This window comes from Streptomyces sp. NBC_00237 (assembly GCF_026342435.1).
Taxonomy (GTDB): domain Bacteria; phylum Actinomycetota; class Actinomycetes; order Streptomycetales; family Streptomycetaceae; genus Streptomyces.
The window spans coordinates 3,052,050-3,066,437 of the sequence record NZ_JAPEMT010000001.1 but is presented as its reverse complement, the minus strand read 5'-3'; the positions used below and the strand labels follow the sequence as shown (position 1 = coordinate 3,066,437).

Genomic DNA, 14,388 nt, shown 5'->3' with positions numbered 1-14,388 from the left:
TTGCCGGGTCAGCGGGTGCGGTTGAGGGTCTGGAGGGCGGCCCGCAGCAACTGCGGCACGGGCGGCTGGGTGCCCCCGGCGAGCGCGGCCTCGGCCTGCGGGGTGACGGCCGCGACTGCTTCCTCGGCCTCGCGGGAGGCGTAGCCGAGACCGATGAGCGCGGCGTTCAGCTGCTCGGTCCAGGGGGCGGGGCCTGAGGCGACGCGCTGGGTGCCGAGTTGTGCGCCCGTGCCCAGCGGGGCGCCGAGCCGGTCCTTCAGTTCGAGGAGGAGCTTCTGCGCGCCCTTCTTGCCGATGCCGGGGACGGCGGTCAGCGCCTTCTCGTCGCCCGTGGACACCGCGAGGCGCAGCGCGTCGGGGCTGTGCACGGCGAGCATGGCCTGGGCGAGACGGGGGCCGACGCCGCTGGCGGTCTGGAGGAGCTCGAAGACCTGGCGCTCGTCGTCGTCCGCGAAGCCGTACAGCGTGAGCGAGTCCTCCCGTACGACGAGGGAGGTGGCGAGCTTGGCGTTCTGGCCCATGCGGAGCGTGGACAGCGTGTTCGGCGTGCACTGGACGGCCATGCCGATGCCACCGACCTCGATCACCGCGGTGGTGGGGGCGAGGGCGGCCACCGGGCCACTGACGAAGGCGATCATGAGGTGCGGCCTTTCTGAGCTGCTCTCTGAGCTGGACGAACGGGAGCGGTACGGGAGGTGTGCGCGGCGACGGCCTGCTGGAGCCGGTTCTGCGCGGGGGCCCGCCAGATGTGGCAGATGGCGAGGGCGAGGGCGTCGGCCGCGTCGGCGGGTTTCGGCGGGGCGTCGAGCCGCAGCAGCCGGGTCACCATCGCCCCGACCTGCGCCTTGTCGGCCCGGCCGCTGCCGCTGACGGCGGCCTTGACCTCGCTGGGGGTGTGCAGGGCGACCGGGATGCCGCGCCGGGACGCGCACAGCATGGCGACCGCGCTGGCCTGGGCGGTGCCCATTACCGTCGCCACGTTGTGCTGGCTGAACACCCTTTCCACGGCGACGACTTCGGGGCGGTAGTCGTCGAGCCACTGCTCGATGCCCTGCTCGATGGCGACCAGGCGCAGGCCCAACTCGGCGTCGGCGGGCGTCCGGACGACACCCACCCCGCACATGGTCAGCGGCCGTCCGGCCACTCCCTCGACCACGCCGACACCGCACCGGGTCAGCCCCGGGTCCACGCCCAGTACCCGCACCGCGCCCCCTCCTCCGCCTTCGTTCGCCTGTTTGTGCAGGCTATCGGCTCGCACTGACAATCAGGTCCCGGCAACGCGACGGGCCGACGGGGACTTCCCCGTCGGCCCGTCGTTCGCACCGTGACTGCTGACCGCTGTGCTGACCTGCTGACTACTCTTCGTCGAGCGCGGCCATGACCTTGTCGCTGACGTCGAAGTTGGCGAAGACGTTCTGCACGTCGTCGCTGTCCTCCAGCGCGTCGATCAGCTTGAAGATCTTGCGTGCGCCCTCTTCCTCCAGCTCGACCTGCATGGTCGGCACGAAGTTGGCGTCGGCGGAGTCGTAGTCGATGCCCGCCTCCTGGAGCGCGGTGCGTACCGCGACCAGGTCGGTGGCCTCGCTGATCACCTCGAAGGTGTCGCCGAGGTCGTTGACCTCTTCGGCACCCGCGTCGAGCACCGCGCCCAGCACGTCGTCCTCGGAGAGCTCGCCCTTGGGGACGATGACGACGCCCTTGCGGTTGAAGAGGTACGAGACGGAACCCGGGTCGGCCATCGAGCCGCCGTTGCGGGTCATGGCGACGCGCACGTCGGAGGCGGCACGGTTGCGGTTGTCGGTGAGGCACTCGATGAGCACCGCGACACCGTTCGGGCCGTAACCCTCGTACATGATCGTCTCGTAGTCGGCGCCGCCCGCCTCAAGACCGCCGCCGCGCTTGACCGCGGAGTCGATGTTCTTGTTGGGGACGGAGCTCTTCTTCGCCTTCTGGATGGCGTCGACCAGCGTGGGATTGCCCTCGGGGTCGATGCCGCCCGTGCGGGCCGCGACTTCGATGTTCTTGATCAGCTTCGCGAAGAGCTTGCCGCGCTTGGCGTCAATCACGGCCTTCTTGTGCTTCGTCGTAGCCCATTTAGAGTGGCCGGACATCTGCCTGTCTCCTTCGCGTAACCAATTCTGCTGCGTTCGGCAGAGATCCTACCGGGAGCGAGTCAGCCGGCGGTGCGCACCATCTCCACGAACATCGCGTGCACCCGGTGATCGCCGGTGAGTTCCGGGTGGAAGGACGTCGCGAGAGCGTTTTTCTGCCGTACGGCGACGATGTGACCGCCGTGCTCCGCGAGCACCTCGACGTCGACCCCGATCGACTCCACCCACGGCGCGCGAATGAAGACGCCCTCGACGGGGCCGCCCTCGATTCCGGTGACGTCGACGGTCGACTCGAAGGACTCGTTCTGCCGTCCGAAGGCGTTGCGGCGGACGATCATGTCGATGCCGCCGAGGGTCTCCTGGCCGGAGCGCGGGTCGAGGACCTTGTCGGCGAGGAGGATCATCCCGGCGCAGGTTCCGTACACCGGCATGCCGTCGGCGATGCGCTCGCGCAGCGGCTCCAGCAGGCCGAAGAGGGTGGCCAGCTTGGAGATGGTGGTGGACTCGCCGCCCGGGATCACCAGCCCGTCGACCTCGGCGAGCTCTTCGGGACGCCTGACCTCCCTGGCCGTGGCGTCGGCCACGGCCAGGGCGATCAAGTGCTCCCGTACGTCGCCCTGGAGAGCCAGGACGCCGACAACGGGGTTGGCCTTCATACGGGTTACCAGCCCCGGTTGGCGTAGCGCTCGGACTCGGGGAGGGTGTCGCAGTTGATGCCGACCATGGCCTCGCCCAGGTTGCGGGAGGCGTCCGCGATGATCTTCGGGTCGTCGAAGAAGGTAGTGGCGCGGACGATGGCGGCGGCACGCTTGGCCGGGTCGCCGGACTTGAAGATGCCGGAGCCGACGAAGACGCCCTCGGCACCGAGCTGGCGCATCAGCGCCGCGTCGGCGGGGGTGGCGACGCCACCGGCGGAGAACAGCACGACCGGGAGCTTGCCGAGCTCGGCGACCTCCTTGACCAGCTCGTACGGGGCGCGGAGCTCCTTGGCGGCGGCGAACAGCTCGTTGTTGTCGAAGCCGCGCAGCTTGGCGATCTCGTTCTTGATCTGGCGCAGGTGACGGACCGCCTCGACGACGTTGCCCGTACCGGCCTCGCCCTTGGAGCGGATCATGGCTGCGCCCTCGGCGATGCGGCGCAGGGCCTCGCCCAGGTTGGTGGCACCACAGACGAAGGGGGTGGTGAACGCCCACTTGTCGGAGTGGTTGACCTCGTCGGCCGGGGTGAGGACCTCGGACTCGTCGATGTAGTCGACACCGAGCGACTGGAGGACCTGGGCCTCGACGAAGTGGCCGATGCGGGACTTCGCCATGACCGGGATGGAGACGGCCTCGATGATCTCTTCGATCATGTTGGGGTCGGACATCCGGGCCACTCCGCCGTCCTTGCGGATGTCGGCGGGCACCCGCTCCAGCGCCATGACGGCGACGGCGCCCGCGTCCTCGGCGATCTTCGCCTGCTCGGCGTTGACGACGTCCATGATCACGCCGCCCTTGAGCTGCTCGGCCATGCCGCGCTTGACGCGGTCGGTGCCGGTGGCCGGGGACTGGGGGGTGGGGGTGCTGGACATGTTCGACCTCGCTCGATGACGAAAGACGGGCGTATGTGCGGTGCGAGCGCGCACGGCATGGCGCGCACTGCCCCGCACCGCCGAGGAAACGCCCTGCGACCAGTCCACTGCAAGGGCCAATGGACAGCCGGTGGATCGTTTTCGCCGTACGGAGTGGATACGAGGCGAAGCCGGGCGGGGCGCGGAGCCGGTCGGGACGCGGGGCCGAGCGGTGCGCGGGACCGAGCAGTGCGCGGGACCGAGCAGTGCGGCGTTACGTCCCTGGCCGGTCCGCCAGGGCCACCGGAGCCTCGTCGTCCATCTCGAAGGCCATCGGGAACGGGGCGTGCCCCGCCAGCCGGAACCAGCGCACCTTGCGGTGCCTGCGCAGCGCGCGGGCGGCCCGTACCGAATCGTTGTGGAACCGCCGTGCCATCGGCACCCGGCGCACGGCAGCCGCCAGTTCCCCGGCAGCCTCCTCCCCGCCCGGAGCCAGCTTCAGCGCCTCCACCTGCTCCGGCTCCCCGAACACGGCCCGCAGCGCCTGGCTGAGCTCGCTCTCGGCGACCTCCCGCTGCTCCTCCTCGGCCTGCCGGGCGTCGTGCGCCGCCTGGTAGAGCACGATCGACGACGCGGGGTCCAGCACCCCGGAGGTCGCCAGTTCCTGCGCCACGGACGCCCGCCGCAGCAACTGCGCGTCGAGGGCGGCGCGGGAGGCGTCGATGCGGGTGTGCAGGCGGTCGAGGCGGCCGGCGGTCCAGCTGAGGTAGAGGCCGATCGCGAACAGGGCGACGACGATCCAGATGAGGGTGGTCACGGCTCAGAAGGCTACCGGCGATGGAGGCTTCCTCCGGAACGGCGGCCCCTCGCCCCTCCTCCGGGGTGAAGGCCCGGCCCCGGGCCCGGTCCGCTCAGTCCCGCGCCAGCCTCAGCCGTCCCCGCCTGCCGGGCTTCTCGTCGTCCGCCGCCGCCACCGCGTTCGCGCCGTCCGTGACCGTCTCGTAGACCGAGAGGATGTCCGCTGCCACCGTCGACCAGTCGAAGCGCCGCACGTGCGCCGCCCCCCGCTCGCTCAGCCCGGCCCGACGCCCCGCGTCCCCCAGCAGCCGCACCGCGGCCTCCGCCAGCGCGTCCGCGTCCTCGTTGGCGAACAGGTCACCCGCCGCCCCCTGGTCCAGCACCTGCGCGAAGGCGTCCAGATCGCTCGCCAGCACCGGCGCACCGGCCGACATCGCCTCGACGAGGATGATCCCGAAGCTCTCGCCACCCGTGTTGGGCGCCACGTACACATCAACGCTGCGCAGCAGCCGCGCCTTGTCCTCGTCGCTGACCATGCCGAGGAACTCCACCCGGGAGCGCATCTCCTCCGGCAGGGACGCCACGGCCTCCTTCTCGTCGCCGCGCCCCGCGACCAGCAGCCTCGTCCCTGGCCGCTCGGCCAGGATCTTCGGCAGCGCCCTCATCAGCACGGGCAGCCCCTTGCGCGGCTCGTCGATCCGCCCGATGAACCCGAGCGTCTCGCCCTGCCACTCCTCCTTGGGCTCCGCCTTCGCGAAGAAGTCGACATCCACCCCGTTGGGAATGGTGACCGCGTCACCGCCCAGGTGCTCCACCAGCGTCCGCCGCGCGTACTCGCTCACCGCGATCCGCGCGCTGATCTTCTCCAGCGCCGGCTGGAGGATCGGGTACGCCGCCAGCATGACCCGCGACCGCGCCGTCGAGGTGTGGAACGTCGCGACGATCGGCCCCTGCGCCGCCCAGCAGGTCAGCAGCCCGAGCGACGGAGCGGCGGGCTCGTGGATGTGCACCACGTCGAAGGCCCCGTCGTGCAGCCACTTGCGCACCCGCGCCGCCGACAGGAATCCGAAGCTCAGCCTGGCCACCGACCCGTTGTACGGAACCGGAACCGCACGCCCCGCCGAGACCACGTACTCCGGCAGCGGCGTGTCGTCGTCCGCCGGAGCCAGCACCGACACCTCGTGCCCGAGCCCGATCAGGTGCTCGGCGAGGTCCCGGATGTGGAACTGGACGCCGCCCGGCACGTCCCAGGAGTACGGGCAGACGATCCCGACCTTCACTCCTGGCCCTCCCGCCGGGGCTCCAGATCCGCGGTCCACAGCCTCTGCAGCATGTGCCAGTCCTCCGGATGCTCGGCGATCCCGGTGGCGAAGGCATCGGCCAGCGCCTGTGTCATCGCGGACGTCTTCTCCCCGCGCGTACCTGTCTCGGGCACGTCGACGGGCGGATGAATGCGCCCCCGCATCATCTTCGGACCGTCGTACCACAGCGTCACCGGCAGCAGCAGCGCCCCCGTCTGCTGTGCCAGGATCGCGGGCCCGGCGGGCATCTTGGCGCTCTCGCCGAAGTACTTGACCTCCACGCCCGAAGCGGACAGGTCCCGGTCCGCGACCAGACAGACCAGGCCGCCGCCCCGCAGCCTGCGCGCCAGGGTCCCGAAGGCGGAGCCGCCCGTGTGCGGGAGGACCTCCATGCCGAGACTCTCGCGGTACGCGACGAACCGGTCGTACAGGGACTCCGGCTTCAGCCGCTCGGCCACGGTCGTGAACGGGTGCCCCAGGCAGCTGGTCACCCACACCCCGGCCAGGTCCCAGTTCCCCATGTGCGGCAGGGCGAGCACCACGCCCCGGCCGCTCTCCAGCGCCTCGGTTATCCGGTGGTTGTCGGCGATGCGGACATCGGCGGCGATACGTTCCGGCGTCCACGAGGGCAGCCGGAAGGACTCCATCCAGTACCGCATGTACGAGCGCATGCCCGCCTTGGACAGGGCCCGCAGCCTGGCCGGGCTCGCGTCCGGGACCACCCGGGCGAGGTTGGACTCCAGGCGCAGCACGCTCTTGCCGCGCCGCTTCCACACCTGGTCGGCGATGGTGCGGCCGAGCTTCACGACGACGGGTTCGGGGAGTTTCTTCACTCCGGCCCAGCCGAGCCCGTACAACCCGTCGACCAGTCGGTCCTTGACCGACGGACGCTCTTCCTCCGCGCTTTCGGAAGGCTTGCTCATGACGCGGCCCCGTTCCCCGTCGCCGCGTCCGCCTCGGCGGACTCCCGGCGTACCGTCACCACCCGTTGCCCCAGCGTCACCAGGGAACCCACCGCGACGACCCACAACGCGATCGGCAGCAGGATCTCCACACCCGGCAGCCCGAACGTGTGCAGCCCCGCGACACCGGCCGCGACCAGCGTGATGACCAGCCGCTCCGCCCGCTCGACGAGCCCGTTCACGGCGACCGGCAGTCCGATCGCCTCACCACGGGCCTTGGTGTACGAGACGACCTGGCCGCTCGCCAGGCAGAAGATGGACACCGCGCACAGCACGTTGTCGTTGCCGTCGCCCGCGTACCAGAGCGCGAGCCCGCCGAAGATGCCCGCGTCGGCCACCCGGTCCAGCGTCGAGTCGAGGAACGCGCCCCACCTGCTGGACACCCCCGCCTGCCGGGCCATGTTGCCGTCGACGAGGTCGGAGAAGACGAAGAGGGTGATGACGATGGTGCCCCAGAAGAACTCCCCGCGGGGGAAGAAGACCAGCGCACCCGCCATCACCCCGGCAGTACCGATGAGGGTGACCGCATCCGGACTGACTCCGCGGCGGAGCAGAAATGCGGCAAACGGTGTGAGGACACGCGTGAAGAATGCACGCGCGTACTTGTTCAGCATGGCCTTCCCGAGGGGTCGGATCGCCGAGCGGCCCCTATGGCCACCGGCTGGCCCATCGTAGCCACGACCTCCCCACCCCACCGCCGGGCACCCGTCCGAGGGCGCGCCACAGGAAGCAGCCCCGCCGGCGTTTGAGGCGCGGGGGTCCGGGGGCAGCGCCCCCGGCAGTAATCCCAGCCCCCCACACACCCGCACCCGCACACCGCCCCCCAACACACACCGGACCGGGGTATGGACGCACAGTGACGGGAGTGGAAAGCTCGAATGACCGCGGGCGTCACCGGTGCCGCCACGCCGCTGCGGCTCCTCATGTCCCGCGCCCTTCTCCTCACCGTGCACCTTTCCTCGGGAGGCCGGAAACCATGGGCGACAAGACACGCGCGAGCGCACATCCCGGAGCCGCCGGCAGGGCTCCAGGGGCCGACCACCCCGCATCCGTACGGAACGTGGTGCTGGTCGGCCACAGCGGATCGGGCAAGACCACCCTGGTGGAGGCCCTCGCGCTCGCCGCGGGGGCAGTGAACCGGGCGGGCCGCGTCGAGGACGGGACCACCGTCTCCGACCACGACGAGATCGAGCACCGCCAGCAACGCTCCGTACAACTCTCCCTCGTCCCCGTCGCATGGGACGGCATCAAGATCAACCTCCTCGACACACCCGGATACGCCGACTTCGTCGGGGAGCTGAGGGCCGGTCTGCGCGCCGCGGACGCGGCCCTCTTCGTCGTCTCCGCCTCCGACGGCGTCGACGGCGCGACCCGCATGGTGTGGGAGGAGTGCGCCGCCGTCGGCATGCCGCGCGCCATCGTGGTGACCCATCTGGAGGCCGCCCGCGCCAACTTCGAGTCGATGACCGACTTCTGCGCCTCCGCCTTCGGGGGCGACGACCCGGACGCCGTACTCCCGCTCTACCTCCCGCTGTACGGGGACCACGGGCCCGACGGGCACGCCCCCGTGGCCGGACTCCTCGGCCTGCTCTCGCAGAAGATCTACGACTACTCCTCCGGCGAACGCAAGGAACTCGAACCCGACCCCGCCCAACTCCCCCGCATCCAGGCGGCCCGCGACCGGCTCATCGAGGGCATCATCGCCGAGAGCGAGGACGAGTCCCTGATGGACCGCTACCTCGACGGCGAGGACATCGACCTCAAGACCCTCGTCGACGACCTCGAACGGGGCGTCGCCCGGGGCACGTTCCACCCCGTGCTCGCCGCCGCGCCCGCCCCTGAGGGCAGCCGCCAGGGCCTGGGCACGGTCGAGATCCTGGAGCTGATCACCGGCGGCTTCCCGACCCCCGCCGAACACGAACTGCCCGCCGTCACCACCCCCCAGGGCACGCCCGCACCCCCGCTGACCTGCGACCCGGCGGGCCCGCTCGTCGCCGAGGTGGTCAAGACCGCCTCCGACCCCTACGTCGGCCGGATCTCCCTCGTCCGCGTCTTCTCCGGCACCCTGCGCCCCGACGAGACCATCCACGTCTCCGGGCACGGCCTCGCCGACCGGGGCCACGAGGACCACGATGTCGACGAGCGGGTCGGCGCCCTCTCCTCACCCTTCGGCAAACAGCAGCGCACCCTCTCCCACTGCGTCGCGGGCGACCTCGCCTGCGTGGCGAAACTCACCCGCGCCGAAACCGGCGACACCCTCTCCGCCCGGGACAACCCGCTGCTCATGGAGCCGTGGCAGATGCCCGACCCGCTCCTCCCGCTCGCCATCCAGGCCCACAGCAAGGCCGACGAGGACAAGCTCTCCCAAGGACTCGCCCGGCTCGTCGCCGAGGACCCGACCATGCGCCTGGAGCAGAACCAGGCCACCCGCCAGCTCGTCCTGTGGTGCCTGGGCGAGGCGCACCGCGACGTCGCCCTGGAACGGCTGCGTTCCCGGTACGGGGTCCAGGTCGACGCCGTCGACCACAAAGTGTCGCTGCGCGAGACCTTCGGCGAACGGACCGCCGGACGCGGACGGCACGTCAAACAGTCCGGCGGCCACGGCCAGTACGCCATCTGCGAGATCGACGTGGAGCCGCTGCCGCCCGGCACGGGCATCGAATTCGTCGACAAGGTGGTCGGCGGCGCGGTGCCACGCCAGTTCATCCCCTCCGTCGAGAAGGGCGTACGCGCCCAGGCCGCCCGGGGCCTCGCCACCGGATACCCCCTGGTCGACGTACGGATCACGCTGCGGGACGGCAAGGCCCACTCGGTGGACTCCTCCGACGCCGCCTTCCAGACGGCGGGCGCCCTCGCGCTCAGGGAAGCGGCCGCCGACGCCCGCATCGACCTCCTCGAACCCGTCGCCGCCGTCACCGTCCTGGTCCCCGACGACTACGTGGGGCCCGTCATGAGCGACCTCTCCGGCAGGCGCGGCCGCGTCGTCGGCACCGAACAGGCGGGCCACGGCCGCACCCTGGTCCGGGCCGAGGTCCCCGAGATCGAGATCGGCCGGTACGCCGTCGACCTGCGGTCCGTCTCGCACGGCACCGGCCGCTTCCACCGAACGTACGCACGGCACGAACCCATGCCACCCCAGCTCGCGGGCAAATTCCGCGAACGGGAGCAAAACGGCGGCTAGTTGACCGATATGCGGCAATGCCGCCCCCTCAATTCCCTTGCGGCGGGCGGCATTCCGCGCTCCCATGACGAAGAGGACCTCACGTCGATACGCTGTGACCCCAGCTCAGAAGGTGTGCGGGGCGCGGTCGTTGGGAACAACGCCGCAGTGCGGCAACGACGCGGAGAGCACAGGGCTCCGCGGACGCGGACGGTCAATGGGGGCGGCAGTGGCGGACTCGGGATTCGACTTCTCACCCGGTGCACAGGTACCGCTCCACGGTGCGGCAGGACAGACCGCGGCGACCAACGCGCTCGCCTCGGCCGCGTACCGGGACAGCCCGGTGACCGTACTCCTCGACGCGAACAGCGACTGGCACAAGTCCGAGGTGAAGAAGGGCAAGCTCTCCCTCTTCGAGCCCAATCTCGGCGAGGCATTCGCCCGTGCCGTCCGGGTCCGCATGCTCGGCGGCGCCCGCGGCGCACTCGTCCAGTCCTTCGGCACGGAGCCGCAGACCGTCGTCGAGCACTGCCTCGCCGCCATCAACATCCGCAAGGCCCGGGACACCAGACTGACGATCGTCATGGTCGTCTTCGGCCTGCTGTTCCTGCCGGGGCTGCTGCTCTGGCTCGCCGTCTTCCAGCTCCGCCGCACCATCGCGGGTGCCAAGGACAAGAAGTCCGGCGCGCTCGGCACCGCCCTCCTGGTCGCCGTGGGCGGTCTCGTCGTGATCTTCCTGATCAAACTGCCCTTCACCGGAATCCTCGGCATCTACCTGCGCGCCATGGTCATCGCACCCGTCATCGGCTGGCTCTGGGCCAAGCAGATCTGCGAATCCACCGGCAAGGACCTGCGCGAGCACTGGTCCGCGCTCCTCTCCGGCGGCGGCATCGGTCCCAAGATCCCCGAGGCGGTCCCCCAGGACCCCGGCCAGAGCAACGCCGAAGAGCTCCGCCAGGGCCTCGCCCGCCTCACCGCCGAGCAGCAGTCCAACTCGGTCTTCTACGCGGGCCCCAAGGGCATACTCGGCATGGGCACCCGCTGGGGCAGCTGGCAGCTCGCCGAGGAGCTGGAGCGCGCGGACCCCGCCAAGGAGATCCACGGCTTCCGCAGCTGGGACGTGATCCGGGCCATCCACGACCAGCTCCGCATGCTGGAGCGCGGCCCGCTGCACACCGGCGGCTTCCCGCCGCCCTCCGTCAAGCACTGGATCGTCGCCCCGGTCGGCGAGAACGCGGGCTCCGTCAGCCGCCCCGAGGGCACCGACGTCGAGGCGTACCAGATCAAGACGCACGAGATACAGCGGATCTGCAACGAGCAGCAGTTCGGCGCCGGCAACCGGCACTACCTGGGCGTCCAGTTCACCCTGTGGGACGGCCAGTTGGTCATCACCATGCTCATCACGGTGACCGTGCTGCACGAGACGCTGCGCATCGAGGTCACCGGTCACGCACTGGGGCCGGTGCACTCCCTGTTCACGTCGAAGCCGTCGCCGAAGACGGTCACCGTCAGCAAGACGGTGAGGTTCTGGGAGACCAAGACCCGCGAACTGCCGCTGATGGACACCAACGAGGTGGTGCGTCTCAGCGTCCGCGCCCCGTTCACCTGGTTCCCGAACGTCCTGGACTTCCTCGGCGGCAAGCTCTCCCTGCCCGAGCCGTTCGGCCTGCGGCACGTCTGGGCGGAGAAGCCCTGGCGGCACCGCTTCATGGCCGACGACGCCATGCGCGCGGCGACTCCGGTACTGCGTGTCGTGCACACAGCCGCGATCAAGGTCCTGGAGGACCACGGAGTCGCCACCGAACGCTTCAGCGGCCGTTCCTCGATGCTCAGCGGCCTGGTCCAGGACCCGTCACCGCGCAAGGCGGACCTGTACGACGCGTAGGCGCTACACGCTCTCCGGCCACACGTCGGCCAGCATCTTCCGGGTGTCCGCGAGGAGCTGCGGCAGCACCTTGGTGTGCCCGACGACCGGCATGAAGTTGGTGTCCCCGCCCCAGCGGGGCACCACGTGCTGGTGCAGGTGCGCGGCGATCCCGGCACCGGCGGCGGCCCCTTGGTTCATCCCGAGATTGAACCCGTGCGCCCCGGACGCCTTCCGCAGCGCCGCCATCGCCTTCTTCGTGAAGAGGGCCACCTCGGCGGTCTCGGCGTCGTCCAGCTCGGTGTAGTCGGCGACGTGCCGGTACGGCATGACCATCATGTGGCCGCCGTTGTACGGGTACAGATTCATGATCGCGTACACGCTCGTGCCGCGCGCCACGATCAGCGACTCCTCGTCGCTGTGCGCCGGAGCCACGCAGAAGGGACAGCCGTCGTCGGACCCGGGTCCGGTCGGCTTGTTCTCACCCTGGATGTAGGCGATCCGGTGGGGCGTCCACAGCCGCCCGAACCCGTCCGGCTCACCCACCGGTCCACTCTGCTGCTCCGGCTCAGTCGTCATGCGGAAAGCATAGGCGTACGACCTGGGAGAACGGCAGAGAGGGCGGCCCCCCGAAGGGAACCGCCCTCGCCCGCGCTCTTAACCGTCAGACCTGGACGCGACGCTCCACCACGTCGAGCAGCTTCGCGAGGGCGTCAGCCTTCGGAATGCCGTTCTCCTGCGAACCGTCGCGGTAGCGGAAGGAGACCGTACCGGCGGCCATGTCCTCGTCACCGACGATGATCATGAACGGCGTCTTCTGCTTCTGGTGGTTCCTGATCTTCTTCTGCATGCGGTCGGACGACGCGTCCACCTCGACCCGCAGCCCCTTCTTCTTCGCCTCGGCGGCGAACTCCTGGAGGTACGGGATGTGCGCGTCGCCGATCGGAATGCCGACCGCCTGGACGGGCGCCAGCCACGCCGGGAACGCACCCGCGTAGTGCTCAAGCAGCACCGCGAAGAAGCGCTCGATCGAGCCGAACAGCGCGCGGTGGATCATGACCGGCTGCTGCTTCGAGCCGTCCGGACCGGTGTATTCCAAGCCGAACCGTTCAGGCAGGTTGAAGTCGAGCTGCACAGTCGACATCTGCCAGGTACGGCCGATCGCATCCTTGCACTGCACCGAGATCTTCGGCCCGTAGAACGCAGCCCCACCCGGGTCCGGAACCAGGGGCAGCCCCTGCTTCTCGGCGACCTGCTGAAGCGTCGCGGTCGCCTCTTCCCAGATCTCGTCCGAGCCGACGAACTTCTCCGGATCCTTGGTGGACAGCTCCAGGTAGAAGTCCGTCAGACCGTAGTCGCGCAGCAGCCCCAGCACGAAGGTGAGCGTCTTGTCGAGCTCCTCCGCCATCTGCTCCTTGGTGCAGTAGATGTGCGCGTCGTCCTGCGTGAAGCCGCGCGCACGGGTCAGACCGTGCACCACGCCCGACTTCTCGTACCGGTACACCGTGCCGAACTCGAAGAGCCGCAGCGGCAGTTCGCGGTACGAACGCCCCCGCGCATCGAAGATCAGGTTGTGCATCGGGCAGTTCATGGGCTTGAGGTAGTAGTCCGTGCCCTCGTCGAGCTGCATGGGCGGGTACATGCCGTCGGCGTACCAGTCCAGGTGACCCGACTGTTCGAAAAGCTTCCCCTTGGTGGCGTGCGGGGTATAGACGAACTCGTACCCCTCCTCCTCGTGCCGACGGCGCGAGTAGTCCTCCATGACCCGCCGGATGATCCCGCCCTTGGGGTGGAAGACCGCCAGACCCGACCCGATCTGCTCGGGGATCGAGAAGAGGTCCAGCTCGCTGCCGAGCTTGCGGTGGTCCCGCTTCTCGGCCTCGGCCAGGAACTCCAGGTGCGCCTTCAGCTCGTCCTTCGACGGCCACGCGGTGCCGTAGATGCGCTGGAGCATCGGGTTCTTCTCGCTGCCGCGCCAGTACGCAGCCGCGTTCCGCATCAGCTTGAAGGCGGGGACGTTACGGGTCGAGGGCAGGTGCGGGCCCCGGCAGAGGTCGCTCCAGCACACCTCGCCGGTCTTCGCGTCGAGGTTGTCGTAGATGGTCAGCTCGCTGCCGCCCACCTCGACGTCCGCCCCGTCGTCGGTCGAAGCGGAGCCCTTGATGCCGATGAGCTCCAGCTTGTACGGCTCGTTGGCCAGCTCCTCGCGGGCCGCCTCGTCGCTGACCACCCGGCGGGAGAACTTCTGCCCCCGCTTCTGGATGATCTGCATCTGCTTCTCGATCGCCTTGAGGTCCTCCGGGGTGAAGGGCTTCTCGACGTCGAAGTCGTAGTAGAAACCGTCCTTGACCGGCGGCCCGATACCGAGCTTCGCCTCCGGGAACAGCTCCTGCACGGCCTGCGCCATGACGTGCGCGGTGGAGTGCCGCAGGATGTTGAGGCCGTCCTCGGACGAGATCTCGACCGGCTCGACCTCCTCGCCGTCCTGCACCTCGTAGCTGAGGTCCTTCAGCTCACCGGCCACGCGGGCGGCGACGATCGAGCGCTCGCCGGCGAAGAGCTCGGCTGCCGTAGTGCCCGTCGTCACCACGCGCTCTTCCCGCTCGGAATCGCGTTGGATGAACACACGGACATCTGACACCG

At 69.9% G+C, this 14,388-nt stretch carries 13 protein-coding genes; 2 read left to right on the top strand and 11 right to left on the bottom strand.

Going from position 1 to position 14,388, the window contains the following annotated elements; all coding sequences use genetic code 11:
* Positions 1 to 8: 8 nt before the first annotated feature.
* The 9 genes from ruvA to pgsA form a co-directional block, all read right to left on the bottom strand.
* On the bottom strand, positions 9 to 638 hold the full coding sequence (gene ruvA / locus OG897_RS13915) for a Holliday junction branch migration protein RuvA (RefSeq protein WP_266656218.1): 630 nt from the start codon (positions 636 to 638) through the stop codon (positions 9 to 11).
* Positions 635 to 1,204, bottom strand: a complete 570-nt coding sequence (gene ruvC, locus OG897_RS13910; protein WP_266656216.1) for a crossover junction endodeoxyribonuclease RuvC — start codon at positions 1,202 to 1,204, stop codon at positions 635 to 637. The genes ruvA and ruvC overlap by 4 nt, the downstream gene beginning before the upstream one ends.
* A 151-nt stretch (positions 1,205 to 1,355) precedes the next feature.
* Positions 1,356 to 2,111, bottom strand: coding sequence for a YebC/PmpR family DNA-binding transcriptional regulator (locus OG897_RS13905; protein WP_266656214.1), 756 nt, complete (start codon positions 2,109 to 2,111; stop codon positions 1,356 to 1,358).
* Positions 2,112 to 2,173: 62 nt separating this feature from the next.
* On the bottom strand, positions 2,174 to 2,767 hold the full coding sequence (gene pdxT, locus OG897_RS13900) for a pyridoxal 5'-phosphate synthase glutaminase subunit PdxT (RefSeq protein ID WP_266656212.1): 594 nt from the start codon (positions 2,765 to 2,767) through the stop codon (positions 2,174 to 2,176).
* Positions 2,768 to 2,772: 5 nt separating this feature from the next.
* Positions 2,773 to 3,681, bottom strand: a complete 909-nt coding sequence (gene pdxS / locus OG897_RS13895) for a pyridoxal 5'-phosphate synthase lyase subunit PdxS (RefSeq protein ID WP_189827381.1) — start codon at positions 3,679 to 3,681, stop codon at positions 2,773 to 2,775.
* 253 nt (positions 3,682 to 3,934) lie between these two features.
* Positions 3,935 to 4,477, bottom strand: coding sequence for a hypothetical protein (locus OG897_RS13890; RefSeq protein ID WP_266656209.1), 543 nt, complete (start codon positions 4,475 to 4,477; stop codon positions 3,935 to 3,937).
* Positions 4,478 to 4,571: 94 nt separating this feature from the next.
* The gene (locus OG897_RS13885; protein ID WP_266656207.1) at positions 4,572 to 5,738 is read right to left on the bottom strand and encodes a glycosyltransferase family 4 protein; all 1,167 of its coding nucleotides are present in this window, start codon (positions 5,736 to 5,738) and stop codon (positions 4,572 to 4,574) included.
* Entirely contained in the window at positions 5,735 to 6,682 is a 948-nt protein-coding gene (locus OG897_RS13880; RefSeq protein WP_266656205.1) for a phosphatidylinositol mannoside acyltransferase, read from the bottom strand. Before OG897_RS13880 ends, OG897_RS13885 begins: the two co-directional genes overlap by 4 nt.
* Positions 6,679 to 7,335, bottom strand: coding sequence for a phosphatidylinositol phosphate synthase (gene pgsA / locus OG897_RS13875; protein WP_266656203.1), 657 nt, complete (start codon positions 7,333 to 7,335; stop codon positions 6,679 to 6,681). The genes OG897_RS13880 and pgsA overlap by 4 nt, the downstream gene beginning before the upstream one ends.
* 362 nt (positions 7,336 to 7,697) lie before the next feature.
* On the opposite strand from pgsA, the gene OG897_RS13870 reads away from it, so the two are divergent.
* On the top strand, positions 7,698 to 9,902 hold the full coding sequence (locus OG897_RS13870) for an elongation factor G-like protein EF-G2 (RefSeq protein ID WP_266656201.1): 2,205 nt from the start codon (positions 7,698 to 7,700) through the stop codon (positions 9,900 to 9,902).
* A gap of 208 nt (positions 9,903 to 10,110) precedes the next feature.
* The gene (locus OG897_RS13865; protein WP_266656199.1) at positions 10,111 to 11,766 is read left to right on the top strand and encodes a hypothetical protein; all 1,656 of its coding nucleotides are present in this window, start codon (positions 10,111 to 10,113) and stop codon (positions 11,764 to 11,766) included.
* A gap of 3 nt (positions 11,767 to 11,769) precedes the next feature.
* On the opposite strand, the gene OG897_RS13860 is transcribed toward OG897_RS13865, so the two are convergent.
* Positions 11,770 to 12,324, bottom strand: coding sequence for an HIT domain-containing protein (locus OG897_RS13860; protein WP_266656197.1), 555 nt, complete (start codon positions 12,322 to 12,324; stop codon positions 11,770 to 11,772).
* 85 nt (positions 12,325 to 12,409) lie between these two features.
* Complete coding sequence (gene thrS, locus OG897_RS13855) at positions 12,410 to 14,386, bottom strand: threonine--tRNA ligase (protein ID WP_266656195.1); 1,977 nt, start codon at positions 14,384 to 14,386, stop codon at positions 12,410 to 12,412.
* Positions 14,387 to 14,388 lie beyond the last annotated feature (2 nt).

Excerpts from the sequence above, each read along its gene's own strand:
- ruvA (WP_266656218.1), bottom strand. The coding sequence starts at position 638 with ATGATCGCCTTCGTCAGTGGCCCGGTGGCCGCCCTCGCCCCCACCACC.
- OG897_RS13905 (WP_266656214.1), bottom strand. The coding sequence starts at position 2,111 with ATGTCCGGCCACTCTAAATGGGCTACGACGAAGCACAAGAAGGCCGTG.
- pdxT (WP_266656212.1), bottom strand. The coding sequence starts at position 2,767 with ATGAAGGCCAACCCCGTTGTCGGCGTCCTGGCTCTCCAGGGCGACGTA.
- pdxS (WP_189827381.1), bottom strand. The coding sequence starts at position 3,681 with ATGTCCAGCACCCCCACCCCCCAGTCCCCGGCCACCGGCACCGACCGC.
- OG897_RS13880 (WP_266656205.1), bottom strand. The coding sequence starts at position 6,682 with ATGAGCAAGCCTTCCGAAAGCGCGGAGGAAGAGCGTCCGTCGGTCAAG.
- pgsA (WP_266656203.1), bottom strand. The coding sequence starts at position 7,335 with ATGCTGAACAAGTACGCGCGTGCATTCTTCACGCGTGTCCTCACACCG.
- OG897_RS13870 (WP_266656201.1), top strand. The coding sequence starts at position 7,698 with ATGGGCGACAAGACACGCGCGAGCGCACATCCCGGAGCCGCCGGCAGG.
- OG897_RS13860 (WP_266656197.1), bottom strand. The coding sequence starts at position 12,324 with ATGACGACTGAGCCGGAGCAGCAGAGTGGACCGGTGGGTGAGCCGGAC.